This window comes from Photobacterium kishitanii (assembly GCF_003026355.1).
Classification (GTDB): Bacteria; Pseudomonadota; Gammaproteobacteria; order Enterobacterales; family Vibrionaceae; genus Photobacterium; species Photobacterium kishitanii.
This window is the reverse complement of record NZ_PYON01000011.1, coordinates 55,686-80,782: the sequence shown is the minus strand read 5'-3', so window position 1 is coordinate 80,782 and position 25,097 is coordinate 55,686. Positions and strand designations below refer to the sequence as shown.

At 38.3% G+C, this 25,097-nt stretch carries 21 protein-coding genes; 7 read left to right on the top strand and 14 right to left on the bottom strand.

Annotation, left to right across the window (positions count from 1 at the left end; genetic code table 11):
• Window positions 1-4 precede the first annotated feature (4 nt).
• Both C0W29_RS13650 and ppsA read right to left on the bottom strand, forming a co-directional pair.
• Window positions 5-883, bottom strand: a complete 879-nt coding sequence (locus C0W29_RS13650) for a sulfurtransferase (protein ID WP_045044444.1) — start codon at window positions 881-883, stop codon at window positions 5-7.
• 145 nt (window positions 884-1,028) lie between these two features.
• Complete coding sequence (ppsA, locus tag C0W29_RS13645) at window positions 1,029-3,395, bottom strand: phosphoenolpyruvate synthase (protein WP_045044443.1); 2,367 nt, start codon at window positions 3,393-3,395, stop codon at window positions 1,029-1,031.
• A 151-nt stretch (window positions 3,396-3,546) separates the two neighbouring features.
• Here ppsA and ppsR point away from each other — a divergent pair, with 151 nt between their 5' ends.
• From ppsR to C0W29_RS13630, 3 genes are all read left to right on the top strand, one after another.
• Complete coding sequence (gene ppsR / locus C0W29_RS13640) at window positions 3,547-4,380, top strand: posphoenolpyruvate synthetase regulatory kinase/phosphorylase PpsR (RefSeq protein WP_045042768.1); 834 nt, start codon at window positions 3,547-3,549, stop codon at window positions 4,378-4,380.
• Between the two features lie 101 nt (window positions 4,381-4,481).
• On the top strand, window positions 4,482-4,760 hold the full coding sequence (locus C0W29_RS13635; RefSeq protein ID WP_036794984.1) for a hypothetical protein: 279 nt from the start codon (window positions 4,482-4,484) through the stop codon (window positions 4,758-4,760).
• A 93-nt stretch (window positions 4,761-4,853) separates the two neighbouring features.
• Window positions 4,854-6,200 carry a DEAD/DEAH box helicase gene (locus tag C0W29_RS13630; RefSeq protein WP_045044442.1) on the top strand — a complete coding sequence of 449 codons (1,347 nt, stop codon included), beginning with the start codon at window positions 4,854-4,856 and terminating at the stop codon, window positions 6,198-6,200.
• Between the two features lie 53 nt (window positions 6,201-6,253).
• Here C0W29_RS13630 and C0W29_RS13625 read toward each other — a convergent pair whose 3' ends face one another.
• The 4 genes from C0W29_RS13625 to C0W29_RS13610 form a co-directional block, all read right to left on the bottom strand.
• Complete coding sequence (locus tag C0W29_RS13625; RefSeq protein ID WP_036794986.1) at window positions 6,254-6,616, bottom strand: GlpM family protein; 363 nt, start codon at window positions 6,614-6,616, stop codon at window positions 6,254-6,256.
• A 90-nt stretch (window positions 6,617-6,706) separates the two neighbouring features.
• Window positions 6,707-8,566 carry an HAD-IIIC family phosphatase gene (locus C0W29_RS13620; protein ID WP_052671556.1) on the bottom strand — a complete coding sequence of 620 codons (1,860 nt, stop codon included), beginning with the start codon at window positions 8,564-8,566 and terminating at the stop codon, window positions 6,707-6,709.
• A gap of 15 nt (window positions 8,567-8,581) precedes the next feature.
• Window positions 8,582-9,232 (bottom strand): polysaccharide deacetylase family protein, encoded by a 651-nt coding sequence (locus tag C0W29_RS13615; RefSeq protein WP_045044441.1) that lies wholly within the window; start codon window positions 9,230-9,232, stop codon window positions 8,582-8,584.
• Window positions 9,233-9,333: 101 nt separating this feature from the next.
• Entirely contained in the window at window positions 9,334-9,873 is a 540-nt protein-coding gene (locus tag C0W29_RS13610) for an MAPEG family protein (protein ID WP_107174150.1), read from the bottom strand.
• A gap of 260 nt (window positions 9,874-10,133) precedes the next feature.
• Between C0W29_RS13610 and C0W29_RS13605 the strand changes: the two genes are divergently transcribed.
• Window positions 10,134-10,349, top strand: coding sequence for a DUF465 domain-containing protein (locus tag C0W29_RS13605; RefSeq protein WP_036794990.1), 216 nt, complete (start codon window positions 10,134-10,136; stop codon window positions 10,347-10,349).
• A gap of 220 nt (window positions 10,350-10,569) precedes the next feature.
• Here C0W29_RS13605 and C0W29_RS13600 read toward each other — a convergent pair whose 3' ends face one another.
• Window positions 10,570-12,444: a hypothetical protein gene (locus tag C0W29_RS13600; RefSeq protein ID WP_107174151.1), complete on the bottom strand. Its 1,875-nt coding sequence runs from the start codon at window positions 12,442-12,444 to the stop codon at window positions 10,570-10,572.
• A gap of 759 nt (window positions 12,445-13,203) precedes the next feature.
• On the opposite strand from C0W29_RS13600, the gene C0W29_RS13595 reads away from it, so the two are divergent.
• Window positions 13,204-15,009, top strand: coding sequence for an MOSC N-terminal beta barrel domain-containing protein (locus C0W29_RS13595; protein WP_235869026.1), 1,806 nt, complete (start codon window positions 13,204-13,206; stop codon window positions 15,007-15,009).
• 285 nt (window positions 15,010-15,294) lie between these two features.
• Here C0W29_RS13595 and C0W29_RS13590 read toward each other — a convergent pair whose 3' ends face one another.
• The 6 genes from C0W29_RS13590 to fruB form a co-directional block, all read right to left on the bottom strand.
• A complete protein-coding gene (locus tag C0W29_RS13590; RefSeq protein WP_045044437.1) occupies window positions 15,295-15,729 on the bottom strand; it encodes a GNAT family N-acetyltransferase in 435 nt (144 codons plus the stop codon).
• A gap of 344 nt (window positions 15,730-16,073) precedes the next feature.
• The gene (locus C0W29_RS21845) at window positions 16,074-16,262 is read right to left on the bottom strand and encodes a LysE family transporter (protein ID WP_328588800.1); all 189 of its coding nucleotides are present in this window, start codon (window positions 16,260-16,262) and stop codon (window positions 16,074-16,076) included.
• A gap of 355 nt (window positions 16,263-16,617) precedes the next feature.
• Complete coding sequence (locus C0W29_RS13575) at window positions 16,618-17,241, bottom strand: hypothetical protein (protein ID WP_045044436.1); 624 nt, start codon at window positions 17,239-17,241, stop codon at window positions 16,618-16,620.
• A gap of 480 nt (window positions 17,242-17,721) precedes the next feature.
• On the bottom strand, window positions 17,722-19,476 hold the full coding sequence (gene fruA, locus C0W29_RS13570; RefSeq protein ID WP_045044435.1) for a PTS fructose transporter subunit IIBC: 1,755 nt from the start codon (window positions 19,474-19,476) through the stop codon (window positions 17,722-17,724).
• A gap of 51 nt (window positions 19,477-19,527) precedes the next feature.
• Window positions 19,528-20,472 (bottom strand): 1-phosphofructokinase, encoded by a 945-nt coding sequence (gene pfkB / locus C0W29_RS13565; RefSeq protein WP_036796411.1) that lies wholly within the window; start codon window positions 20,470-20,472, stop codon window positions 19,528-19,530.
• Window positions 20,473-20,521: 49 nt separating this feature from the next.
• The gene (fruB, locus tag C0W29_RS13560; protein WP_045044434.1) at window positions 20,522-21,640 is read right to left on the bottom strand and encodes a fused PTS fructose transporter subunit IIA/HPr protein; all 1,119 of its coding nucleotides are present in this window, start codon (window positions 21,638-21,640) and stop codon (window positions 20,522-20,524) included.
• Between the two features lie 370 nt (window positions 21,641-22,010).
• Here fruB and cra point away from each other — a divergent pair, with 370 nt between their 5' ends.
• Window positions 22,011-22,994: a catabolite repressor/activator gene (gene cra / locus C0W29_RS13555; RefSeq protein WP_045042748.1), complete on the top strand. Its 984-nt coding sequence runs from the start codon at window positions 22,011-22,013 to the stop codon at window positions 22,992-22,994.
• A gap of 99 nt (window positions 22,995-23,093) precedes the next feature.
• Window positions 23,094-24,131: an FUSC family protein gene (locus C0W29_RS13550; protein WP_045042747.1), complete on the top strand. Its 1,038-nt coding sequence runs from the start codon at window positions 23,094-23,096 to the stop codon at window positions 24,129-24,131.
• A 38-nt stretch (window positions 24,132-24,169) separates the two neighbouring features.
• Here C0W29_RS13550 and C0W29_RS13545 read toward each other — a convergent pair whose 3' ends face one another.
• Window positions 24,170-25,075, bottom strand: coding sequence for a putative PEP-binding protein (locus C0W29_RS13545; RefSeq protein WP_045042746.1), 906 nt, complete (start codon window positions 25,073-25,075; stop codon window positions 24,170-24,172).
• Window positions 25,076-25,097: the final 22 nt, after the last annotated feature.

The window sequence follows — 25,097 nt, the reverse complement described above, 5'->3', positions numbered from 1 at the left end:
CGATCTACTTCTCTACGGGTAATCCTTTCTCTGACCAATCTAACCATGAACCATCGTAATGAGACACTTTAAATCCAGCTTGTTTCATTAAAAAATACGTCAACGTTGAGGCTCTACCTTTATTACAATAAGTCACACTTTTACGACTTTTATCTAAGGTGGCAAAGATACTTTCAAGCTGCTTAGGGGACTTCAGTATTTTAGTCCCCTCAGTCGTTGTATTAAAAAACACACTATTTTGGATATTTTTGGCTGTCGGTATATGACCAAATTTTTTCGTTGCTGAACGCTCACCCATAAATTCCGCTAATGTTCGACTGTCATATAGTTGGTATAAATCGCTATAAGCAGCCACTTTAGCAACTGTTGTACTGGCATAAACTGCGGGATTTAATACAGGAAAATACTGCGATGGTTGAGCTGTTGTGCTTTTTTTAGTCAGTAGATAGTGCTCAGACCAAGCATCAATCCCCCCATTAAGAATAGCAATATTTTTAATACCGTATAATTCTAACACCCAAAATAAACGCGCTGCATTTTTGAGATCGCCTTGATCATAAATAATGATTTGTTGTGAGATCGTTACTCCTTTTTGTTGTAATAATGGCGCTATTTTTTTGATATTTTTCACATAATAAGCATTATTAATTTCAACATAGGTTAATGCAGTAGGAAAATTAATTGCAGTATTTATATGCCCTTGCTGATACAGGTCTTTATCTCTAGCATCAAAAATAATAATTGGCTGTTGTTGAATAATTTGCTGCTGTAACCAAGTGCTATCTATCACCCATTGATGCAGACGTTCACTAGCATAAGCTTTTGTTAAGCCGATAAAAAATAGAATTACAACATAGAATATTGTCGTTATATTTTTAATCATGTTTTCATCCTTGCTAATGCTATAAGTAAAACTTAGTACCATCAGTTTCATAATAGTATTTATTAAGCGTAGCAAAGAACGTAAAAAAAGCCCGACATAAAAGTCAGGCTTAATATTTATTTACCGTATTATTTTAAGCATCAATTTAGTGAGGCTTACCTAAAAAGGTCCATGTTTCTAATACCGTATCAGGGTTCAATGACACTGAATCAATACCTTGATCCATTAACCAACGAGCAAAATCTTCATGATCTGATGGTCCTTGACCACAAATACCTACGTATTTACCCGCTTTATTGGCTGCTTTGATGGCTAACGATAGCATCGCTTTCACAGCATCATTACGTTCATCAAATAAATGCGCAATATCACCAGAGTCCCGATCTAAACCAAGTGTTAACTGAGTCATATCGTTAGAACCAATTGAGAAACCATCAAAGTATTTAAGGAACTCTTCAGCCAAAATCGCGTTTGAAGGTAATTCACACATCATCATCACTTTAAGACCATTATCACCGCGACGCAGTTCAAATTTAGCCAATAAGTCAATCACAGATGCAGCTTCACTGACAGTACGCACAAATGGGATCATAATTTCTACGTTCTTCAATCCCATCTTTTCACGAACGCGCTTTATCGCTTCACATTCAAGTGCAAAACAATCTTGGAAATGTGGCGCGATATAGCGAGATGCTCCACGGAATCCTAGCATTGGATTTTCTTCTGTTGGCTCATAATTTACGCCACCAACAAGATTACGGTATTCATTTGATTTAAAGTCTGACAACCGCACAATCACTCGCTGAGGCCAAAATGCTGCTGCTAATGTTGAGATACCTTCCGTTAATTTCTCAATATAAAATTCAACTGGATTTGCATAACCGATAATTCGCTTGTCTATTTCAGCCTTTATTTCGACACTTTGCTGATCATAATTCAGTAACGCTTTCGGGTGAATACCTATCATTTTATTAATGATAAATTCTAACCGAGCGAGGCCAACACCTTCGTTAGGAATACACGCAAAATCAAATGCACGATCAGGATTACCCACATTCATCATCACTTTTAGTGGCAATGTTGGTAATTGTTCTACCTCAGAACGACGTACTTCAAATTCAAGAATGCCATCATAAACATATCCCGTTTCACCTTGTGCACAAGATACGGTTACATTTTGGCCGTCTTGTAGAAGTGCCATTGCATCACCACAACCGACAACAGCAGGAATACCTAATTCACGCGCAATAATAGCAGCATGACAAGTACGCCCACCACGGTTAGTGATAATCGCTGACGCTTTTTTCATTACCGGTTCCCAATCAGGATCGGTCATATCAGCCACCAGCACATCACCTTGCTGTACTTGATCCATCTGTGATAAATCAGACACAATTCGTACTGGACCACTACCAATGCGTTGCCCAATCGCACGTCCCTCAATCAAGGTTTGTCCCTGATCATTAAGATGAAAACGTTCCATTACTTGTTGATCATCACGCGAACGTACTGTCTCTGGGCGTGCTTGAACAATCAATAACTCACCGGTATTACCATCTTTTGCCCATTCAATATCCATTGGACGGCCATAGTGTTGCTCAATAATCAGCGCTTGTTTGGCCAGCTCCATAATTTCAGCATCAGTTAATGAAAACTGGCTTTGTTCTGCAGCCGTCGTGTCGGTTATTTCAACTTGTGTCCCAAGATCTTTACCATCAGCGTAAACCATCTTAATAAGTTTAGAGCCAATCGTACGGCGCACAACCGCTGGATTTCCTGCCTTTAAGGTTGGTTTATGGACATAAAATTCATCAGGGTTTACAGCTCCCTGAACGACCATTTCGCCAAGTCCCCATGAAGAAGTAATAAAGACAACTTGATCAAAACCTGACTCAGTATCTAATGTAAACATCACGCCAGAGGATGCTTTATCAGAACGAACCATTCGTTGAATGCCAGCAGATAATGCTACGCCTTCATGATCAAAGCCCTGATGAACTCGGTATGAGATTGCACGATCATTAAATAGTGAAGCAAATACATGCTTAGTTGCTTCAATAACTGCATCTATACCGCGTACATTCAAAAATGTTTCTTGCTGTCCAGCAAACGATGCATCAGGCAAATCCTCAGCTGTTGCAGATGAACGGACCGCAACAGATAGCATCTCATCACCTTCTCCGAGTTGTTGGTAACAAGTACGGATATCATCTTCTAGCGCTGCTGGTAATGGATTTTCAAGTACCCAATTACGAATAGTTGCACCCGCTTGTTTTAGTGCATTCACATCATCAACATCAAGTGTATCTAACAAAGCGTAAATACGTTGGCTTAATCCATTAGCTTGTAAAAATTGATTAAAAGCATAGGAGGTTGTCGCATAACCATTAGGGACTTTCACCCCGGCATTAGACAAATTTGCTACCATCTCACCCAGGGAAGCATTTTTTCCACCAACTCTATCAACATCATTCATTGATAGATCACTGTACCAAATAACATTCTGCTGCACGGTAGTTCTCCTTGATCATTAGCTAAAACGAGCGACACCAGCAATCGTTTGCGTGGACGGTGTTAAAGATATGCCATTTTATGTTAACGTATCTCTTCGCTATTCCTATGAAGCACAGAATTGCAACTTTTTTTGAAGGATTCAACATACAATGCAAAATAAAACCAATTTTCGTGACGTGTTTTACATTTCAGACGGTACAGCGATAACGGCAGAGACTCTCGCCCATGCCGTTTTAGGTCAATTTTCACTCGATATTAAACAAACAACCCTGCCTTTTGTTGAGTCAATTGAACGCGCTAAACAAGTAAAAAACCTTATCAATCAATCAAATGAAAAGTATGGCGTACAACCTCTCGTGTTTTATTCTGTGGTTGTACCTGAAATAAAACAGATCATAGAGCAAGCTGATGCGCTTTTTTATGATGTCCTGAAGGTCTTAGTTGAACCTTTAGAACGTGATTTAGCCATGAAAGCAACACCACAATTACAGCGTTCACATAGCATAAATAAAGACTCTGCTAGTTATCATGATCGTATTGCAGCAATTGAATATACTCTAGCTCATGATGACGGCGTATCACTCAACCACTTAGAGCAAGCCGATATTATTTTATTAGGCGTGTCTCGTTGTGGTAAAACCCCCACGAGCTTATATCTAGCAATGCAGTTTGGGTTACGTGCGGTCAATTATCCTTTCATTGCCGATGATATGTCAGCATTAAAACTCCCCAAAGCTATTGAGCCTTACCGCTTTAAAACTTTTGGTCTGACGATAGATATCGAACGATTAGTTGCAATTAGAAATGAGCGTTTTGCTGACAGTGAATATGCCAGCCTAGAACAATGTCAAGACGAGCTGCATAAGGTGGAAGCTATGTTTCGCCGTGAAGCCATACCTTATTTAAACACCTCGTCATTATCCGTTGAAGAAATATCAACTCGACTACTATCAATGAGCGGATTAAAAAGAAACATGTGTTAATTCAACCAAATAAAGATCAAGTGATATCAGATATAATATAAATATGGTTATTTACACTGTGCTTAATTAGAATACTGATTTAGCACAGGTACATACACACCATGAATAAAAAACCTGATCGTCAAACAGCCATGCGTCAACTTCTAAGCGATGTTAAGCAGGCATTTCCACTTTATGATCCTGAAACCTTTGTTTGTGGTCCTGATAACAAATGCATTGGCTGTCCTAAAAAATTATTAGAGTTAGTCGATACTGAAGTCAGTTATTGGGAGCACGCGATTGAACGTGGGGTTACTCCACAGTTTGATGAAATTAGGCAGTTTGGCAAACTGTGTAAAAATGTTCGCCGAGGCTTAATACGAAATAATATAATGAGCTAATGTCGCCCGTGCTATAATCCGCATTATTGTTCGTCGGCTGTTACCCTAACACTAGGGAGAGCCGTTATTTGATTTATTTATCTGAGATTCTACATGCCTTTCTCTAAGCTTGGATTAAGCGACGCTATCGTTAAAGCAGTAACCGATATGGGTTACACCACTCCTACGCCGATTCAAGAAAAAGCCATTCCGGTGGCACTAACCGGCAAAAATTTACTTGCAGCAGCACAAACAGGTACAGGTAAAACAGCCAGTTTCGTGCTTCCAATTCTGCAAATGCTTGATGATGGTCAGCAAGTACGAGCTAAACGAGTGCGTGCTTTAATTCTCGCGCCAACACGTGAGCTTGCTGTTCAGGTTGAGGCAAATATTGCCCAATACAGCAAACACACCAATTTAACCTCTATGGCAATGTACGGTGGTGTCGATTACGAACCACAAAAACGCCGCCTTATTGAGGGTGTTGATATTCTGGTTGCAACGCCAGGTCGCTTATTGGATATGTACACTAAACGTGCTATTCATTTCGATGCCATTGAAATTTTAGTGCTTGATGAAGCCGACCGTATGTTAGATATGGGCTTTATCGAAGACATTAATAAGATCATCGAACGCTTGCCTCTTGATCGTCAAAACATGTTGTTCTCAGCAACGCTATCTGCTCAAGTGCGTTTACTGGCAAAAACAGCAGTTCGTAATCCAGTTGAGATCAGTGTTGCCAAAGATGAAGCATCACAACCTAAAATTGATCAGTGTCTGATCACTGTCGATAAAGACATGAAGTCATCCCTATTAAGCCATTTAATTAATGAGCAACAATGGGATCAGGCGTTAATCTTCATTGAAACAAAGCATGGTGCAGCGAAATTAGTTAGCCAACTTGAAAAACGTGGTATTGCTGCTGAAGCTATTCATAGTGGTCGTAGTCAAGGCGCACGCGCACAAGTTTTAGACGATTTTAAAGCGGGTAAAGTGAAATACTTAATTGCAACCGGTGTTGCTGCTCGTGGTCTAGATATTGATGAGTTAACCCGCGTAGTGAACTATGATCTCCCCTTCCCACCAGAAGAGTATGTTCACCGTATTGGCCGTACTGGTCGAGCAGGATCTAAAGGTGAAGCGATTTCATTTGTATCACGCGATAACTTTAAAAACTTATGCATGATTGAGCGTCTATTAGGTCACTTAATCGTTCGTAAAGAAATTGAAGGCTTTGTACCAACAAAAGAAGTGCCTATTTCTATTTTAAACTTCAAACCTAAATACAATAAACCTGAAGATAAAAATAGTACTGATGGTAAGCCACGTCGCAATGATAAGCCGCGTAGCAACACACCAAGCACAGATAAACCAAAGGCAAAGAAGCCAAGAAACCGTAAACCAATCACTGATCGTGATACCGGTATTCCACGCGGCACACGCAAGCCTAAATCTGCGTAACTAATACAACATCGCCATCTTAGTGCAAGACATTAAGATGGCGATCGTCATTATTAAAGCGAATTAGCAATCAGTAATGGACTCCAACGCGTCCACGCAACTAACAATAATCCAGCACAACCTAACCATACCACCGTTGCTAACGATAACGTTGCGGTTAAGTTATAATAATAACTCAAGACATACACTGCCATTAAATATCCGGCATAAGGTATTAACGAGCACAATCCAAATAAGGCTGTCATACGAAGATCTTCCATGCTGCGCTCTGAGCCCACTATATAATGGGCAATTAATGCAAATGTCGGAAACAAAGGCACTAATCCTGCAATATAAAAGCTCTTACTTTTCGATAATAACGCAATCAGTAATACTGCTGCGGCACCCAATAGACATTTAAAAAATAATGTCGCCATTCCCTAGCCTCAATAATCATCATTGCTATCATAATAATTAAAAGTAAAAAAAGCGATACAACTATGTTAGCTATAATATAAAACGTAGGATTAACGATCAGTAAAAACAATATTAGGCGCGTCAATGGTTATAAAATAATCACTGACATCCTCATTCGTTGTTTCTTTACTGTAAACAGCTACACCTTGGTGCTGAGTGATTTTTTTAAATTCTAGATCAGAGAATACTTTTTCAGATTGGCTATTTTTTGCTGTCGCTTTATATTCAACGTGTAAACAATCCCATCCCGACAAATAAGCCGTATTTAACAGCCAACCTAAAAAAGCATGTTCCACCCGTTTAGATTGAATACGACAACTGAACATCAAATCCGTTACTCGACGCTGATTCAAATCAATGATACAAAAACCAACCGTTCCATAATCACCAAACTTATCCGTTGCGTTTAAAAAAAATGTTGCTACTGATTGATCTTGAATTAATTGCATCAACATTTCACGATCATAGCGTGTAGCTGAAAAATTCATTTGGTTAGTTCGTTGTACTAATTCATGGATCCGATCGATAAATGTCAGTTGCGCGCATCTAATCTGTAATTGTATATTGCACGTCTTTATAAACTCACCATATTCCCCATCAAAACCACAGCGCACTGTTGATCGTTTTTGTTGAGCAACATAAAAAGAACGTCTTAATGCTGATTCCGATGAAGTCTGGGGACTAAATGCCGCTAATTCAGTTAACGTCATATAATCACTATGTTTAAAAATACTTACTTCAGGGTGTATGTTCTTTACTTCATTTCTTTCAAATGCGGAGTCATCAATAAAAGCAATAGTGTCTTTACCAACATTAAAATTTTCAGCTATTCGTTGAATTGATTGGCTTTTAGGCCCCCAATTAATTTCAGGAAAAACAAAATATGCAGCAAGCCCTAACGCGCTAAGATGCGCCCAAGCTATATCATGATCATTTTTACTGGCAATCGAACTAACAATGCCACGAGCATCGAGGGTTTTTATAACCTCAGTTATACCTTTTTTCAGTTGAATCCGATCTGCGCCATCTTCGACAAGAACCCCATCCCATAATGTATTATCCAAATCCCAAACTAATACTTTAATAGATTTATTTGGTAATGCATCTAACGATATTCTTTCTTGTAACTGAGGGCTCTGCTGAATAAAGCCGACAAATCCAAAGACAACAGTTAATGGGTCCACCTCTTCGGCTTCACTTCTATTAGGAATAATATTAATAAAGTGCATTTCTTGAAAATCAACATGTGGAGCAATACTTTTAAAAGGTATAAAAACTTGATGATAACCCGCCGCTTTTTGTAGACGATATTGAAATGGGATCTTATTCAATTTACCTTTTATAGCCCGAATAACAATGCTCAAATCTATTTTCGTTTCACAATATATTTCAATGAGAAAAGCATCCGCACATTGCTTAGGTATCATAGACTGACTTAAATAATTTTTATACCGAGTCGCCATTCGAACAACAATACCCCGTCGTCCAGCAATAGATAATCCATCTGAAAATTCAGTATGTTGAGCAATATATTCAGCACGTGATGCCTTGCGATTAATAATATCGGCTTGTTGAGGTTCAAATACGCCAATATATGATGTTGACATCAATGCCCCCCAACGTTTGAAGTCAACTTGAACTACCGGATATTGACGCTCAGCAATTGAAAGAGGAACAATACCTTTCACAAACCGACGACAATGACCATCACGACGCGGTTCATACAGATCACATGTCTTATAACAGGCAGGCATCGCACATTCAGTGCAATGCTCTTCCCACTGCAAGACTGAATATCTAAAACAGTTATCTATAACAGTTTGGCCTAAAATAAAGGCCTGCTGCACCTCTTTAGGTAAACAAAGCGCTTGTTTTAAGTCTTGTTGAGATAAAACCTCTAACTGATACATACCAGTACTGTTCAGTTAATGATGATGTAAATACGGGAAAGCCTGTTTGGGATTAATAAATTCATCTCCCTTCTCAACTAACACCGGCAATAGTTTTTCTAGTAATAATAAAACCTTACGGCTATTATCGTGCATAAGAACAATATCATGTGGTTTAATATCACTAACTAAACGGTCGAACATTTGATCGACACTTTCATGAGAATATTTCCCCCACTCCCCCGACTCAATCGACCATAGCATCACCTGCATACGATGATATTTAATGACAAACCAAACCAAAAATGAAAGTCTACCTTCAGGTGGGCGAAATAATGTTGGGCTTGACGTAATAAATGGTTTCAAAATATTCTGACATTTATTGAGATCATCAGAATAATCACCAAAACTCAACTCATCTGCAGTTTTATGCCTAAAAGAATGATTACCAATACAATGTCCATTCGCAACGATGCGTTGAATAATTTTAGGGTACTTTACCACTTGCTTACCTAGCACAAAAAAAACAGCATGGATTCGATATTGCTCAAGCAAGTCTAATATGAGAGGCGTTATATCTGGATCAGGGCCATCATCAAAGGTTAATAAAATCCCCTTTTCAGCGGTTTTATATGTGACAACCCATGGAGGAATAATATTTTTAATCACTGACTTTAGACTTGTCATATATTCCACCCATTATTCATCCCTGTTTATTAGGTATAGGCAGTCATAAAAACAATGTCAATGACACCCTGTTCTAATAATAATCAGTCATAGGTAAGATTTTAGCTAATAACGATCATCAATTGATATATTACAAGCACCAAAAACATTAGCACTGTTGAGTAAAATGTTAATGCAAAACCAAACGCTCTTGCTGGAGCACCTTGGCTATAACCTCTAAAAAAGAATATACGCCCAATAGCGAATAACACTGAACACAAAGGTACAACTGATAACCAAGACGCCGGCATTAATAGACACCAAGCAGTATATACACCATATGTGATAACAATTTGTTCTAAGGTATTTTGAAGTAAGCTTTGTAAAACAGTTGCTTCACTTGTAGCCGAGGTTAACCCGCTGCCATCAATATCTTCTGGGCTAAAAAATCTAAACTTTGCTAATCGTCCAATTGAAACGAGTAAAAATAATGTCGGTAATATCAAAGAAAGCCCTAATACCGTCAATTTTTGTGATAGTTGATCAATAGTCGAATAATGAAAAGGATCTAAAAAAATTGCTAGCGATATGACAATAATAGAAATTAGCATTGCCAACGCCATACCTTTAAATACACCAGCTTGTTTCTTTGATAATTGCATTATGTCCTCAAAATAGATCTAATACGCATTGTTTCAATTCATGAGGGTACTTACCGTATCACGTAACATTAAATCCTAATATAAATATATCTGAGATGAGCATAAACATTGTTGTCAAAACCTGCAATATTATGGCTGCCAAGTTTTATTTCAATAGTCGTAAAAAGTAAAATTCGTTTTCATAAATAGAGTAAAATATCTCTTATTTTTCATTCAGATAATGCGTATAACTAAGACATACTAATTATGAGGATAAAATCATGTTTACAGAATACAGCGCATTAATCGATTCATTAGAAGGTAAAGATATTGCTTTTGACCGTTTATACAAGAAGCATAATGAATTAGATGTTGAAATTGAAAAAATGACGTCAAAAGATGGTTTTGATGAAGTAGAAATTGATAAATTAAAAAAAGAAAAGCTTTTACTGAAGGATGAAATCTTAGCTTATTTAAAAAGTGTAGCAAATAAGTAATGTGAAATTAAAGCAGAAAAGATAAGGATCCGCTTCTCTTTTCTGCTTTGATGTTTGCTTAAACTTACAACCTTTCCAAGCATATAATACCGACTAAACGAAATACAAATTTGTTATTAACTTAATTCTTTAACCAATGACACTCTAAACAATGAGTGCCATTAGTATCGTACAGATTACTTTGTTATACCTTTAGTACACTTGGCATATATAGTGACGATCAGTTTAGCTTTGTAAACAAATCATGTAGTTCATCAATATCATCTAGCGCTTTATCTCTTAATGCCCACACTGGCTGATATATCCTTATAGCTTCATTTTTGTACCAATCACGAGAACGGGAATCCAGCCACTTGATCACGATACAGAACAGCATATAAGGAACAAAGGTAAGTAACGCCGTAAAAATGGTATAACCTAAGTGATTAATAAGCGCACTACTCCACGCCCACTGATGAAATATCGCCAACATCTGCGGTTCAATTTCAATAAATCCCCATAGACAGATTAGAGCTAAAGAAAGCTGAATCAGTTGAGGTAAAATCGGTTTATTCCTATAACTACCAAGATTTGAACCCTCACGGTTATATCGTTTTTTCGTCATGTTTAAATAATGTGGGTTGTAATAGTGTGATTTACCAGACTTGTCCTCAAGTTTCACTCCCTCCACCATCAGGATGTCACCCACATCAGTATAACTGCGCATTTTTTCGGGTAACCACAACTCAAATTCATGACCCAGCTCGGTACGCATCAACAATTTTGAATTGAAACTAACATCACGCGTATGATGAGTAGAGATACTGGTATCTTTATCACCATAACGATCGGTTCGAGTCGTCGTCGTCGTCACCGAAGTACGATTAATATCCACACTCGCTTCACGCTCAATCACTCGCGCCATGTAACACCAAGCCGTCACTTTAAGTTCTTCATTAGGAACCAAAGCATGTCGATATATTATCTTATCTTCATGATCGTAACGAAACTCGGCCATTTTGGCATGAATGACATCCATAACATTTCGGCGAGGATTAACGGTAACCGATGGTTCAACAGCCAGAGTTGCCGTGGCAGCGTGTGCCATAACAATATTCTCTGTTGTAACGACATTCTCCCCGCTAGGCGCTGTCATTAACGCACTTTCCGCCCCCAGCTCACCATCATGAGACGCCACCATGGCATCAACTATCACAGTATCGACATCCGTTTCATTATTGTGCTGAGATTTTCCACAATGAGGACAATAATGTGCTTGCGTAGATAAGCGATGATCGCAATAGTCACATAATATGTCATCATTCCCCTTTGGACGTACTTTCTGGTGATAGCCTAGATCCGTCAAACTAACACCTTGCATCAATGGCAAAATATCAAGGAATGACTGATATACCCGTTTTTCATCTTCAAACACCTGAGAAAATTCACGGTGCTTACGATGGCAAAAGTACCAGGCAGGCGCCCCAATGAGCAGTACCGATATCCAAAAATTTCCTTTGAAAAAATTAAGACCGTGTGGTGCCAATGTAATAAACCCACCCAAAATCACCGCAAAAAGAAGAGCAAAAAAATAGTATGTAATGATTTTCTCGATTGGATTAATCGGTTGGTGAATACCCACATGTTGTAAAAACTGTCCCTCACCAGTATGTAAAACAACAGCATCAAGCAAAATATCATTGGTGATCGCATCTGGGGTATTATTATCACGCACCATTGGTACCTTAACCGCGTAAGGTTCAGAAAACGTGATAACATCACCGACTTTCAAGTTAACAAGGATCTTATTCTCAGCATCAACATTAAATCGATATTGAATACCATCAGTACTTTCAACCGTCAGAAACCATAATGCACAACTATTAGTATTATTCTTGGTATGCTTTGTTCGCTTGTAGAAATGCGTTTTAGTAATTTGGCCAGTAATTAACTGTGCATTTGGATAATGTGCTTTAAGCCTATTAAAAGCATCTGGGTACAAGTCTTGCACATTATTCAACGCACGCTTTTCATCGAGAGTATCACCACAAATAGGGCAATATGTATCACTTAAGTATGTCGGTGTTCCACAATGCGGAGGACAAGAGTTAATCATATCAATACCTTAAAATAAAAAATCAGCCGATTATTAAGGTGTCATCTTTTTCGTGCAAGCTTTAAAATAATAAATTGATAGCTGAATCAATATAAAATTAGTTATTATTGAATATTGTATAAATGAAATCAGTTAAACGAATTTACCCGACTAATAATAAACATCAACACCTGAAATAATAAAATGGTATAACCTTACCCTAAATAACACTCAACCAAATAAACCTTCACTGTAAATTATTAAATAAGAATAAAACAATGTAGAAAGTGATATAAATACAACCCAAATATTCCTTTATCACGATTTAAAAAATAAAAATCATTACATCAATAAATGTCACTTAAAAGCGCGAGCTCATATTTTCTATTCTTAATAGTCATTCACTGAAAACATAAAATACCTTGTGTTTAAATTACTCTTAGTAATGTTTAATAAATTAACATTATTCTGGATTATTATAACACTGACCATCAAGCAATTCTTTTCCACATATAACTTCTACATTTATATGCAAACTAACAATATAATTTCATATAAGTACAAAATTAATAAAAACCAGAAAAAATCAACAGAGAATGGTTTATAAAAGCAACAAACCACTAGCTATTATAAGATCCACTTTTTCGCCCATTTAATCACTAAAAACAGACAGTTTACTAATAAACAGTCATTAGCTGACATTTCACTAACACTGAAATTCCATTATTCAACCAATAAGTATCGATTTAACCTCATAGGATGATATTCTCAGTGAATAAAATGCTTTCTCAAATTAATATATACCCTATTAAATCAACTCAAAAACTCTCTTTATCTCACGCTATCGTCAAATCCGCAGGTATTGATATTGATCGTCGTTTTATGATCGCATTAACTGATGGTTCAATGATCACCTCTCGACGTTATCCTCAATTACTTCAGCTCACTACTGTTATTCAACCTCATGGTTTACTGTTTAATTTTCCAAATAAAGCACCACTATCTTTGGATTTTACACAATTAACGCAGACACAAACATCAACTGCCGTATGGAATGATTCCTTTCAAGCCTACACAACATCAGAAGAAGCAAATCAATGGGTTAGTGAGATTATAGGCCAACCGGCACAATTACTGTATAACGGCATTGAAAGTCAAAGAACAGGAGGAAAAGCACAAGTAAAGGTCAGTTTTGCTGATAATTTTCCAGTCATGATTATCTCTGAAGCATCTTTAGATAACCTTAATGCACGTACCCAACAAATTCACTCAATAGATAAGTTTCGTGCCAACTTAGTCGTTTCAGGTGTTGAAGCTTTTGCAGAAGATAGTTGGAAAAGAATTCGAATTGGCGAAGTAGAGCTTGAAATTAAAGCACCATGCAGCCGTTGTGTATTAGTCAACTACGACCCTCAAACTGCACAAAAAGCCGTCAATAACGAACCGCTTGCAACACTGATGACCTTTCGTTCTGACAATGCAATCCCAACAAATGTTAATTTTGGTATGAATGCTATCGTCGTAAAAGAAGGAATCATACATCAAGGTGATAGCGTTGAAGTATTATCATATCGCACACCAGAGCAATATAAAGATCGACGTATCGCTTTAACGTGTATCAAACGTGAGCCCATCGCAAAGGATTTTGTTTCTTTTTCTTTTAAAGCGCAGCAAAAAAAAACTTTAGCCTCTTACTCTCCGGGGCAATACTTACCTATTCATATCTCGATCAATAATCAGATTTTTGAGCGTTGCTATACCCTTTCATCATCACCGCTAACACACCAGCATTACACTATTTCTGTGAAAAAAGTTGATCAAGGCATGGTTTCTAATTGGCTTCATGATAATTTACAGGTCGGTGACAACATATGGAGTGATACGCCATCAGGGAGTTTTTATCTCGAACCACAAAAAGAACAAAATACATTGCTCATCTCTGCTGGCAGTGGAATCACACCGATGATGTCGATGCTACGTAGCTTGATCGCCGAAAAAAACACTCAGGGACTCATTTTTTATCATTACTGTCGAACACAGGCTGATATTCCATTTGCCACTGAACTTGCAGCAATAGAACGCCAGCATCCAGAAATAAAAATATTTATCTGTTTAACCCAACAACAGGATTCGACTCATTCTTTTTGTGGCCGTATCTGTGCTGAGCACTTTGTGTCACTTCAATCCCTCGCCAACTATCATGCCTATGTCTGTGGTAATGCACGCTTTAGCCAAACAACACAAGAGTTGTTAATAAATCAGGGGTTACCTGCCGCTCACTTTTACCAAGAGCAATTTAGTCAACAATTAGCAGTACCTGAACAACAGCACTCAATTAACATCCAATTTAATCAACAACAATTTACTGGACATAACCAGGCTAGCTTACTTGATCAAATTGAAGCCGCAGATTTACCCATAAAAAACGGTTGTCGTGCCGGTTTATGTGGCCGTTGTAAGGTTAAAGTCATTGAAGGGGAAGTCTTACAACAACCAAGCACAGCATTAAATGATCATGATAAACAACAAGGAATGGTATTAGCCTGTTGTTCAATTCCAACATCTAATATCAAAATTAGTCAGTAATAAAATAACCGTGAGCTATTCTCCGTATCGGCCATCAATGGTACGAGTGGAAAACAATAAGATACAACACGTTAATAATAGATTCCCTATCTCGTTCGTTCCTCACTGTAGGGAATGACGGGATGGGTTTTACAGTCACTATCAGAATTTTTAGTGAGTATTTTAATATAATAACAAGATCAATTTTAATACCGCATAGTTGATGTGCAAGGTTATGGCTTCCCTTTGTTTTAGCACAAAAATATCAGGTATGAAAATCCGTCTTTAAGTCGTGTTATAGACAATTTAGACGCGCCTGATCATCTTGATATGAGGAACGCCTGTGCTATTAGCCACATAAGATTGACCTGAAGTCTTAAAGCCCAACTTTTCATACATTGATACGGCATGAAGCCTAGCATTTAAATATATTTCATCTGCTCCCTTTGCGAGAGCTTCGTGTGTCAGTTTTGTTAGAACGCGAGTACCTAAGCCTTGACCTTGCATGTTTGGGCGGACGACCATCTGCGAAATCTTAAATATTCGAGGGCTTTCCTCGCTTAATCTACCATATGCACACAATGAGTTATTATCTACTGCTGCAATATGAAAGCTGCTACTTTCAAGCTCATCAAACATTATTTTTCGCGGAAGGCCGGGAGTTCTAAAGAACAAGTCATAGCGTAGATCTAATGCATCTTGATATAGCTCATCTGTACGTTCTAGGTAAATAAGTTCCATTTTATCTCCTTGACTATAACGCCACTTAAGGGGGGAGTTAATGTGTGCAGCAATAACGAGCAGTGTTAATCACACAAGTTACAAGTCCATTTAAGCAACTTGTTATGCGCTTACTTCGATGCCCACGCTACTTTTATACCGAAAGTAATTAACACTACCCCCATGAGTTTTTCAAAATAATATTGAATAAATTCAAAGGTATTTTTAACGCTTTTCTGAGCAACTAAACTAAATTAAACAAGATAAGGAGACTGTAGCACCATAAATAATCTGAATCTCAAAAGGAGTTTCAACACTTACAACTTGAGTAAATAAACTCAGAAAGAACAAAGTTGCTTTAGGATTTAACGCGTTATTAATAACCCCATCTTGAAATAAGAATAATCTGAAATTTTTATCTCTTGCTTAATATATTGTTTAGAGTTTAAAGGTTTTCTTTTTAAGCACTGCCAACCTAAATACATTAAATAAGCAGCCCTTAAATATTTTACAATAGTGAACAAAACAATAGAGTTGGACAAAATAAGTCCGATACCTGCAAGAGTGTATATAACACGGATCTAAACTGCAAAAGAGATACCTAGGGTAGTAAAAATACCGGAACGTCTTGTGTAAGCTAGACTATTACGGACAACGATGAAAAAGTCTGGTCCAGGGATAATAATAGTCAAAACAGTAATAGATAAAACTGCAATAAATTCTGATAAGTAATTATTAAAAAGTAATTCCAATTTACACCTCTGATATCGAAAAACACTAGTGCATAACGCCCTGTTAAGGTGTGAGCTACGCAATACCGAGGCTTCCGCATACCACCTTAATCACTAAAACCAACGCATAGTAAAAATGCCACGCGTTGCGAATCACTCTTCAACAGTTTGTTATGTATCAGAAGTCAAAGTCTGGCTTAGATTGGAATATATGGATATATTCGTAGTCTATGAAATAAAGAATCGAATTTTCTACTTGTTCAAAAAACTCTGTTAGGTTCTCGCTTTCACCGATATCCACTGGGTATTTATAGTGGACAAAGCTATTACGCTTTTCTGCTAGCTTAGTCATCACTTCTAAATGTGTCTTATCAAATGGTGGTAACTCAATGAGTTTGAGAAACCAGGATGTTTTTGCGCGATTGTTGAGAGAAGTAATAACCTGCTTAAACTCTTTGCCCGTAATTTCCTTGCGGTACAGTTTTGACTCTAAGACACCATTAATCCAATGTTCCCACCAAGTCGCATACGTCACTAAAGCTAAGTCTGTTTTATTTTCTGAGACTAATCTCCTAGCTTCTTCCAACAAGCTGTCTTTATGATCAATAATCATATTAATCTCTTGTTCAGAGTTAAGAAATTCCTCTAAGTACTCTTTTATTTTAACGGACGCTTCCTCATCCGATAAACCTTTTATATCGACGCCACCATATCCAATTACAGATTTAATGAATGACTTAACGATACCGGCAGCCATCTCTTTTTCTTCTTCCGTCTTAAATAGATTTTCTTCGATACTCATCAAGTTCTCCTGATACATAACAACTTATTATATTAACAACTTGCCCGAATTTGTTCTTTGAACCTGCGCCCGTATTTCATTCGTCATTATAAAAAAGCATTATACATCAAAAGCATTATTACATTGGTTACCCGATAGAAGTCACAAAATCGAGCATCTGCCTTTTAGTTGCCACTTTTTTACTAATACTAATTTCTGTATGTATTAACAGTATAAAAGGTACGATATGGCGTCTATCTTTCTTATATACATAAAGAAATACATCTCGCAAAAATAATAACGATTCAACGTGCTGTAATTAGATTCCCTATCGGCGTTCGTAACCTCACTGTAGGGAATGACGGATGGGTTTTGTATTCACTGTTTGGAATTTTAATGCCCTCTTGTTACTCCCTCGTCCCTTATAACCTATTCCCTCCCTTTCCCCATAAAAAAGCCGACAATTAAGTCGGCTTTTAATTAATAATTTGTAGCTGTTAATTAAGCTTTAGCAGCTACCGTTTGAGCGGCAATAGAGCCTTCTTCAGGACGCTTTAAGAATGCATACAATACGCCTGTTACTATCGTACCCGCTGCAATAGCAACTAAGTAAAGTAACGCTGGTGAAATTGCGTTTGGAATGAGCAATACAAACAAGCCGCCGTGTGGTGCCATAAGTTTTGCGCCAAACAACATTGATAATGCACCCGTTAATGCACCACCAATCATACAGCTTGGAATAACACGCATTGGATCGCGAGCTGCAAATGGAATCGCACCTTCAGAGATAAAACACATACCTAGTACAAATGCAGCTTTACCCGCTTCATTCTCACTGTTAGAGAACTTACGTTTTGCAAGGAATGTCGCTAAGCCCATGCCCATTGCTGGTACCATACCTGCTGCCATAACTGCTGCCATTGGCGCATAAGTTTGCGAAGCTAATAGACCAACACCAAAAGTATAAGCCGCTTTGTTTACTGGACCACCTAAGTCGAAACACATCATACAACCAAGGATAATGCCCAGTAATACTGCGTTAGCTGAACCCATGTTATTTAAGAAGGTGGTTAAACCTGCCATCGCTGCTGATACTGGGCCACCAACAATGTAGATCATGACCAAACCGGTTACTAAACTCGCCAGTAATGGCACAATCAAAATCGGCTTTAACGCTTCCATTGATTGTGGCAATTTGATCTTTTCAACTAAGAACTTAGCACAGTAACCAGCGAGGAAACCAGCAACGATACCGCCTAAGAAACCTGCGCCCGTAGAACTTGCTAACATACCGCCAATTAAACCTGGCGCTAAACCAGGACGATCTGCAATTGAGAACGCAATGAAACCTGCCAATACAGGCACCATTAACGCAAATGCAGAACCACCACCAATGGTCATTAATGCTGCGGCTAACGTACCCTCTTGTTTAAAGGCTTCGATACCGAAGACAAAAGATAATGCAATAGATAAACCACCAGCCACGACTAATGGTAACATGTAAGACACACCTGTCATTAGATGTTTATATGGGCCTGCTTTTTCTGTTTTAGCATCTGTATTTTGTGCGTTGGTATTACCGGAATGATTATATACCGCAGCCGTTGCAAAGGCTTTTTCAAGCTCTGATTTAGTTTTCTTTAATGCTAAACCAGTACTGGTTTTATAAAGTTTTTTACCATTAAAACGTGCTAAATCGACTTCAATATCAGCAGCAATAATAACTAAATCTGCAGCCGCAATTTCAGCATCAGTTAATTGATTTTTAGCCCCAACAGAACCACGGGTTTCAACTTTAATGTCATAACCTTGACGTTGACCTTCTTCTGTCAACGCTTCAGCCGCCATAAAGGTATGAGCAACCCCTGTTGGACAAGCAGTAATAGCTACAATCTTTTTAACTGCATTGTCAGTTGCATCAGTAACAGACGGCGCACTTGCTTCTGTTAATAATTGTGCATGGGTTACAGCATCAGCTAACCATACTTTTGGCGCTTCAAAACAAGCAGTGATATCAGCTTGATAAACTTTTTTACCTACAAAACGAGTAGTATCAACCGCTGTACTCGCTGCGATAATGATCATCTCAGCATCATCGATCTGCTGTTGTGTCAAAATCTTAGTACTATTAAGTGATGTTTGGCACTCTATACTTGCTTGCCATTGTAATTCTGCTGCGGCTTTTTCTAATAATCCTGCAGCTATAATGGTGGTTGCAATGCCGCTAGGACAAGCTGTTACTAATGCAATTTTCATATTTACACCTTGGTCAATATCGCTTCACGTTCTTATTATTATGCGATTAAGTTATTGAGTTAAAATGACTTGTTGAGCGATGTTGTTTACTTTATTGATATCATCAACGCCAACACCCACTTGGGTAACAGCCACAGCCGATAATGCAGTAGCAAATTGTAGTGACTGCGTTTTTGACCATTGATTGATCTCACCCCAACACAAACCAGCAACAAGGGTATCGCCTGCACCAACAGTACTGACAACGTCCATTTTCGGTGGTTGAGCCTGTAACCAACCTTCATGGTTTAGCCACATCACACCCTTCGCACCCAGTGATACCACGACATTAGTAATGCCTTTCGCTGCAATTTTTTCAGCAATAGCCATGCATTGTTGTGGGGTTTCAAATACTTGTCCTGCCCACTCGGCTAACTCTTCATCATTAGGTTTAACTAACCATGGATGAGCATCTAAGCCTGCATCTAATGCTGACTTGCTGCTATCAAATAACACCTTCTTGCCTAATTGATGTAATTTTTCTAACCAATTAGCACACATTTCTGGAGTGATCCCTTGCGGTAAACTCCCCGCTATCACAAATACATCATGGGTTGTCGCTAACTCAAATAATGTTTTTTCAAACGCTAAAATATTGGCTGCTGTAACCGCAACCCCTGGGAAATTAATGTCACTAACTTGACCGTTTTTCTCAACCAATTTAACGTTAATACGACTCGCACCAGCGACACGTACAAATTTATCCGTCGCGCCCATTTTCTCAAACAGTTGGCAAAAAGGTTCTTGGTTATCAGCACCTAACAAACCAGTCACGGTAACATCAGCACCAAGCTCTGCTAATACTTTAGCGACGTTAACACCTTTGCCGGCAGGATGTAGATTACCTTGTTCAACCACATTGACAGTGCCTAGCGAAATGGTCTGTAAGCTTCCGGTTAGGTCTAATGCAGGATTAAGTGTGACAGTCACGACTTTCGGTTTTAGCACTTGTTGCATGTTGTTTGTCTCTGAATTATTGGTTGAAATCGTCATCAGTACTGTCCTTTTATAATTTCTCACCTAAACCATCAGCAATCGCCTGACCAATAGCGGTTAAGGCCGCTTCAGCATCACTACCTTGCGCAGTAAATTGCAGTTCATTACCACATTTCACACCCAGCCCAATGACTTTCATTAAACTTTTGGCATTAACAGGTTTACTACCACTAGTAACATTAACCACTTGAATATCTGCATCGAATTTTTTGGTCGTATTAACTAGCATTGCGCCTGGACGAGCATGTAAACCATGAGGGTTACGAATTGCGAATGTAGCTTGATGCCCCTCTAAACTCACTTGCGTCAATGCGGTTACCATTTCAACAGCTGATGATGCTAACCATTGGCTAACTTTCCCTTGGTAGATCAAGTTCGTTAAATACTCAAGGTTAGCTTTATGAGCGTTATTATTAGCCGCAACCATAATCATACCGGCAACGGGATGACCTAATTCTTCAAAAGGTACTTGAGGCGTCACAATAGCAATCGCAGTACGCTTAACCTGCTTATTACTTCTCACTAACCACAAGCCTTGGCCTAAATAAGTCGGACCCTGACTTATCGCATCAGTGACGGTAGCTGTATCAGCAAAGCCTTGGTATTTAATTAACCCTGCGGCAACTGCCGTTAATTGTAATAAATCTAGTGCGGGAAACTGCTTCAAAATAAGTTCAGGGTTACATTCAGCTTCTTGCTGTTCATCACCATTAAGTAACGCAATGATAGCTTGCTCTGATTCACAATGGCGTAGTTTGTCTTCGATACCGTCAGCTGATAACACTTTGGTTAACTGTTTCAAAATACCTAAATGTTCGTCTGATTTAGCCGCAATGCCAATCGCAATGTAAGCTGTTTGATCATTGCCCCATGGCACACCTTGCGGAAAATGATGAATTTTAACGCCAGTATGATTGACTAAATCTCGGGTTTCAGTTGTACCGTGAGGGATCGCAATACCATTACCAAGATAGGTTGAATTTTGTTGTTCACGAGCAAGCATGCCGTTGACATACCCTGTCTGTACTAACCCTGTTGCTTCAAGATCAGCTGCCAACGATTTGATTGCGTCTTGTTTGTTGGATGCGATTTGTTGCATCGCAATATCATTTTTAGACAGTGATAACATTTAACTCTCCGATTCAATGCTCTGTGAGATCATCGCTATTTATGGTGCTATTCATTAATTAACTATTGATAAGCCCTATCTGTTTTCAATAGGAATCTTTTCTTATCAATAGCTGAATCGTTTCAGCACTGGGGAAAATAAAAATGTTATGCTAACACAACATTCTAAACCCAATAAATGCACATTTAATTTCTGCTGAAACCTTTCAGCTTGCATACTGAATCGTTTCAGCTAGAATTGCAAACGTTGTTAAGCATACGCCATATGAATATATGATCAAGCGCACAAAATTAGATTCAGTTAAATAATGAACAGCCTAATTAACAAATTTTAAGCTTCCCTTTATATTAATAAACAACGGATAAACACCATGACATTGGATGATATTGCAAAACTTGCAGGGGTTTCTCGTACTACAGCTAGTTACGTTATTAATGGTAAAGCTAAACAATACCGTATCAGCGAAAAAACCCAACATAAGGTAATGGCAATTGTTGAACAACATAATTACCGTCCCGATCATGCCGCGACATCTCTTCGTATCGGCAATAGCTATTCTCTTGGGCTCATTATTCCTGATTTAGAAAACACCAGTTACGCAAAAATCGCTAAGCTACTTGAACGTAATGCGCGTAAAGCTGGATATCAGATGATCATCTCTTGTTCTGATGATGATCCTGAAACTGAAATGAAGGTTGCTGATATTCTGCTTAGTCGCCGCATTGATGCGTTAATTGTGGCCAGTGCATTAGCTGCCGATAATGATTTTTATCGTAAAATTCAAGCTAATGGTGTACCCGTTATTGCTATAGACCGTGCGTTAGATGATGAGTTTTTTATATCAATCATTAGCGAAGATTTAGAAGGTGCTTATCAGCTAACCCAATCACTACTAACTCAACCGATCAATAGCATTGGCTTAGTTGGTGCTGTAGCGGAACTCGGGGTATCTAAAGAACGTCAGCAAGGCTTTATCGCTGCTATAGATCGTCATCCCAACGCCATCACAACTCTCATTGAATATGGCGAACATTTTAGTCAGCAAAACGGCCAACAAATTGTTCAACAATGGATTGATAATGACTGTTTTCCTGATGCTATTTTAGCCACGTCTTATACTTTATTTGAAGGCGTACTTGATTGCTTACTTAAAAATCCTCAATTGATGAGTACCACTTGTTTAGCAACTTTTGGTGATAATCGTCTGCTCGATTTTTTGCCTAATAAAATACAATCATTACCACAACAATTTGAGCTTATTGCTGAACATGCGTTAACACTTGCGTTAAATGCAATAAAAGGGACTTATGAGCCAAATATCGAGGTGATCCCGCGCCAAGTTATTCATCGCTAACACTGTTGCTATTATTCTATTGCGGAATAATAACAATAATGGAAAAATACGAGATAACTCATGTTTATATTCTTTTATTAAATAGCTATAGGCTACGCCATGTATTTACGTCTTAAAGCATTATTAATATCGCATGCACAATTCTCTCATGCTTTACGGGTAACATTGGCTATTGCTTTTACACTCGCTTTTTATTCTATTGTGCATGTACCGCATTCGATGTGGGGGCCTGTTACCGTAGTCGTCGTTATGATGCAACCTTATGCTGGAGCTATTGTTTATAAAGGTTTTCAACGCATTGGCGGTACTTTATTAGGCGCTTTATTAGGACTATTAACGGTTTTATTCCCCCACCAGCTTAATTATCTGATTCCAGTGTGGATGCTGGCATGGGTCTTTTTACTGTCACTAAAATCTTATGGAAAAAATATTTATTTCTTCTTTTTAGCCGTAATGACGCTAATTATAGTTTCTTATCAGGGTGATACCGCTTTAGAAGTGAGTGTAGCGCTATGGCGCGTGGCTAATATTTTAATTGGTAGTTTAATTGCGATTGCCTTTTCATTGTTATTACCTATTCGTGCTGTAACCAGTTGGAATACACTGTTTAATCAAAATTTACGCGCATTACGTCAGCTTTATCAAGCTCACGCTTCAGCTCATATGCTCAGTATTAAACAACTTAATTCGATGAAACGTGAAGTATTAGAACGCCATATGAAAATGATAATCCTATTACCTAACGTGCAAAAAGAAAGACACAAATTAGCAGGCCATTATCGAACCATTATTACTATACAACGCACATTAATTAGTGTTACAGAGCAATTAATTGAAACCCACTGGAGTTCAGATATTAGCCGTCGTCAATTATTAGCCCAGACAGATCTAAAGCAGTATCAACAACATATTATTACTATTTTAAATCAATTAGAGTTGGCATCGGTTAATCATAGTCATTTAGTCAATATCGATGAGTTACCCAATATTGAACTTCTATCAACAATGGCCGAAGAAATATCGCCTGATGATACAGCCAACGCTTTAGGCATTTATGGCTATTTTTGGCTAACCCGCCAGTTTATCTGTCAACTCGATGCACTTATTCTTCAATTGCGGATCCTCAATCAAAAATAAACCAGCGCTATTAGCACAATAACGGCTGGTTTGTATTATCAGCAAATGACAGTCGTTACTTCATTATCAATCAACCATCGTTGTAAACGTGGTGATTGAGTAATCTTATTATAATAAATATCACAATCTTTAGAGGTATTACTCACCGTGGCGAATAACATTTTTAATAGCTGCACCACTGCATCATTTTGGGTATCAACTCGGTAAGTAAGATGTGGATTAGAAAAATCTTGCCCTAATGCCAATTGTGCCAGTTGCTCAACATCTACCACAAAACCATCAAAGTAATGAATAAAGGTGTCAGCTAATAATGCATTTGCAGGTACAGAACACAGCATATGTACTTTCAGGCCATTAGCACCGCGGCATAACCCCTGCTCAGCCAACAAATCAATCATGGTTGCGGCTTCACTGAATGTACGTACAAACGGCACCACTAATTCAATCTGTTCTCCGCCTGCGGCAGCACGGGCACGCTTAATCGCTTCACATTGCAGCGCAAAACTCGGTCTGTAATTTACATCAGCACAAAAACTGGCACCGCGTAACCCTAATTGAGGATTCACTTCTGCAATTTCTAATTCCGCACCTAATAATTGATGTCGAGTGCCAGAATCAGCGCCCACCAATTGCACTTTTAATGGCGAAGCCCCTTGTTGCCTTGCCGCTGACACTAATAACTCTGTCAACATAGCGACATAATATTCAGCTAAAGCAACGGATTGCTGTCCATATTGATCAGCTATTTTTTGTTGCAATGTTTGCTGAGTTAATTCTGATAAAGCGCTTTGTTGAGTAAAAACTAATGGATGAATACCAATTGCGGTTGCAATGAGATCATCTAATGATACCAATCCTATCCCTTGATGGCAGATCGTCGCTAATTGTTGCGTATTGCGCAATACGGTTGTTGTTGTAAGCGTTAATTCTGTTTGTGTTGTCATACACCACCTATACGTCCGTGTT

What these genes read in the sequence shown, in the direction of transcription:
- C0W29_RS13545 (WP_045042746.1), bottom strand. Translation starts at nt 25,075, where the DNA reads ATGACAACACAAACAGAATTAACGCTTACAACAACAACCGTATTGCGC.
- C0W29_RS13605 (WP_036794990.1), top strand. Translation starts at nt 10,134, where the DNA reads ATGTTTACAGAATACAGCGCATTAATCGATTCATTAGAAGGTAAAGAT.
- C0W29_RS13610 (WP_107174150.1), bottom strand. Translation starts at nt 9,873, where the DNA reads ATGCAATTATCAAAGAAACAAGCTGGTGTATTTAAAGGTATGGCGTTG.
- pfkB (WP_036796411.1), bottom strand. Translation starts at nt 20,472, where the DNA reads ATGCAACAAGTGCTAAAACCGAAAGTCGTGACTGTCACACTTAATCCT.
- C0W29_RS13635 (WP_036794984.1), top strand. Translation starts at nt 4,482, where the DNA reads ATGAATAAAAAACCTGATCGTCAAACAGCCATGCGTCAACTTCTAAGC.
- C0W29_RS13590 (WP_045044437.1), bottom strand. Translation starts at nt 15,729, where the DNA reads ATGGAACTTATTTACCTAGAACGTACAGATGAGCTATATCAAGATGCA.
- C0W29_RS13650 (WP_045044444.1), bottom strand. Translation starts at nt 883, where the DNA reads ATGATTAAAAATATAACGACAATATTCTATGTTGTAATTCTATTTTTT.
- fruB (WP_045044434.1), bottom strand. Translation starts at nt 21,640, where the DNA reads ATGTTATCACTGTCTAAAAATGATATTGCGATGCAACAAATCGCATCC.
- C0W29_RS13575 (WP_045044436.1), bottom strand. Translation starts at nt 17,241, where the DNA reads ATGAGTATCGAAGAAAATCTATTTAAGACGGAAGAAGAAAAAGAGATG.
- C0W29_RS13550 (WP_045042747.1), top strand. Translation starts at nt 23,094, where the DNA reads ATGTATTTACGTCTTAAAGCATTATTAATATCGCATGCACAATTCTCT.
- fruA (WP_045044435.1), bottom strand. Translation starts at nt 19,476, where the DNA reads ATGAAAATTGCATTAGTAACAGCTTGTCCTAGCGGCATTGCAACCACC.
- C0W29_RS13595 (WP_235869026.1), top strand. Translation starts at nt 13,204, where the DNA reads ATGCTTTCTCAAATTAATATATACCCTATTAAATCAACTCAAAAACTC.
- C0W29_RS13615 (WP_045044441.1), bottom strand. Translation starts at nt 9,232, where the DNA reads ATGACAAGTCTAAAGTCAGTGATTAAAAATATTATTCCTCCATGGGTT.
- C0W29_RS13620 (WP_052671556.1), bottom strand. Translation starts at nt 8,566, where the DNA reads ATGTATCAGTTAGAGGTTTTATCTCAACAAGACTTAAAACAAGCGCTT.
- ppsR (WP_045042768.1), top strand. Translation starts at nt 3,547, where the DNA reads ATGCAAAATAAAACCAATTTTCGTGACGTGTTTTACATTTCAGACGGT.
- cra (WP_045042748.1), top strand. Translation starts at nt 22,011, where the DNA reads ATGACATTGGATGATATTGCAAAACTTGCAGGGGTTTCTCGTACTACA.
- C0W29_RS13600 (WP_107174151.1), bottom strand. Translation starts at nt 12,444, where the DNA reads ATGATTAACTCTTGTCCTCCGCATTGTGGAACACCGACATACTTAAGT.
- C0W29_RS13630 (WP_045044442.1), top strand. Translation starts at nt 4,854, where the DNA reads ATGCCTTTCTCTAAGCTTGGATTAAGCGACGCTATCGTTAAAGCAGTA.
- C0W29_RS13625 (WP_036794986.1), bottom strand. Translation starts at nt 6,616, where the DNA reads ATGGCGACATTATTTTTTAAATGTCTATTGGGTGCCGCAGCAGTATTA.